Genomic DNA, 2,180 nt, shown 5'->3' with positions numbered 1-2,180 from the left:
CACCAACATCGGCTCGAACGACACCGAGACAGTGGGCGCCAACCGCGCGCTGACGGTCATGGCCAACGAGACCATCCATGTCGTGTCGAACTCGACGGAGAACATCGACGCCAATCACACGCAGACGGTGGGGATTGTGCAGACGGTGAGCGTTGGCGCTGCGCGTGTCGATACGGTCGGAGCATCGGAGACCAGAAGCGTCGGCGGGCCGCAGACCAACACGATCGGCGCGACACGGTCCGTGACGGTTGGGGCAGCGCAGGACCACAGCATAGGTGCGAGCGACAGCTGGACGATTGCTTCCGATCAGAGCGTGTCCATAGGCGGCGGCCACACCGAGAGCATCGCGAAGGATCAAGGTTCGACGGTCGGCGGAGGACGCACCGCTTCGGTAGGCAAGGACGATTCGACATCGGTGGCCGGCGCGCATTCCCTCTCGGTCGGCAAAGACAGTGCCATTTCTGTCACCGGCAATGGCACGATCAAAATCGGCAAGAAGCTGGTCATCGACGCCGGTGACGAAATTCTCATCACAACCGGCTCGGCCAAGATCATGATGAAGAAAGACGGCACGATCGCGATCGAGGGCAAGGACATTTCGGTCAAAGGGTCAGGAAAGATCAGCATCAAGGCTTCTAGCGACATCACGATGAAGGGTTCGAAAATAGGGGAGAACTAGAGCATGGAAAAGGTTCGTGATCGCGTCGATGGCGTCGTAATTGGCCAGTTTCTCGGTTTCGGCGAAGACGGTCCTCTGGTAGTATTTCCGGGCAATTCGAAAGAAACCGCACTAGCGGCGCGCAGCCTTGCCGAACTGTCATCCGATATGATCGGCCAGGAGATCGCCTTGTTGTTCGAGGACGGAGATGCGCGGCGGCCGCTCATCGTCGGGCGCATCGTGGAACTGGTGCGCAAGCATGCGGCACCTGCAGTTATTCGCGATGGAGACCGCGTGCGGATTCACGCCGAAGAACGGATCGAATTACGCTGCGGCAAGGCAACGATCCTGATGGAGAAAGACGGTCGCATCACCATCAGAGGTACTTTCGTTACCAGCCACGCCAGTGCCGCCAACCGTATTCGCGGCGGTTCGATCGACTTAAATTGATGATGGTCGCGGGGAGCTACGGCCAACAATCGGACGGTACCGTTGAACATCGCATCGTCAAGGACATTGTGGGTCAGCACGCCGAGCTGGCGGCTTTCTTGTGGGCGCAGCGCGACACGTTGGCCGCCGAGGACCCACCTGAGGGAAACGTGGTCGACGGCGTCGGCAGGCGGCTTGAGGCAAACCTTGACGGCTTGCGTATTGCCGGGGTAGCCGCATGGCCGTTCATCGAGGCTGCCTATGAGGACTTCCCCGAAAAGGGGGAGTTGTTCCTTTTCACATGGTTGGCAATTGAGCAGGGTAGCGATAACAAGATCCGACAAGCCGTTGAACTTGGCCGTGCTTCGGATGACGATGCGCGGGGCCTGGTCGGAGCACTGGCATGGCATAAGGCCGAAACGATTAGTCCCTTGGTACGGCGTTGGATCAGCGCGCAAGACGCGTTCCTACGCTATCTCGCTGTCGCGGCCTGCCGCGAACATGGGGTCGACCCAAAAGCTCTGTTGACGAATCTGATGCGCGATCCTGACGTCCGCGTGCGGGCAAACAGCCTGCATTTGGCGGGGGTACTGCAACGCCTCGATCTGGTGCACGAAGTTGCTGGCGCGCTAGATGCCGACGACGGAAGCGTGCGGCTATGGGCAGCCTGGACACTGAACGAACTTGACCGCGGGGATTTGGCGAGGGCGGAGTTGCGAAAGGTTGCGGCCACCAATGGGCCAAATGCACCGACGGCTTTGCGAGCCTTGATCAAGGCAGGGCCACAGGACGACGTCCGCGCCTTCATGGGTGGCTTGCTCAAGTCGCCCGACACGGCGTCGCTAGCCGTGCGTGGCGCCGGCATGCTGGGCGATCGTTCGATCCTGCCTTGGCTGGTGCAGCAGATGCGCATTCCAGCGCTCGCTGCGGCCGCTGGCGGCGCGCTGCTCGAGACCTTCCCGGAAGCACGCGGCATCGACGGGTTGTTTACGCTCGATCCGACCACGCTTGGGCCTGACTTTGAGGATCACTTCGGCGATTTTGCGATGAAGGTGCCTGTGGCAGAGAACGTTAGGATGTGGAGCAACAGTGT

2 protein-coding genes and 1 pseudogene are annotated in these 2,180 nt (G+C 60.5%); all 3 read left to right on the top strand.

Going from position 1 to position 2,180, the window contains the following annotated elements:
- Positions 1-679 (top strand): annotated as a pseudogene (locus EOA22_RS31275) (type VI secretion system tip protein VgrG); the annotation flags it as partial.
- Between the two features lie 3 nt (positions 680-682).
- Positions 683-1,108, top strand: coding sequence for a DUF6484 domain-containing protein (locus EOA22_RS31270; RefSeq protein WP_013525291.1), 426 nt, complete (start codon positions 683-685; stop codon positions 1,106-1,108).
- The coding region (locus EOA22_RS31265; protein ID WP_127390492.1) for a hypothetical protein at positions 1,108-2,180 on the top strand (1,073 nt) is incomplete at its 3' end. The genes EOA22_RS31270 and EOA22_RS31265, both read left to right, overlap by 1 nt.

Source organism: Mesorhizobium sp. M7A.F.Ca.US.014.04.1.1, assembly GCF_003998745.1.
GTDB classification, from domain to species: Bacteria; Pseudomonadota; Alphaproteobacteria; order Rhizobiales; family Rhizobiaceae; genus Mesorhizobium; species Mesorhizobium ciceri.
Note: the sequence above shows the minus strand (reverse complement) of the source record. Positions and strands in the feature narration are given on the sequence as shown.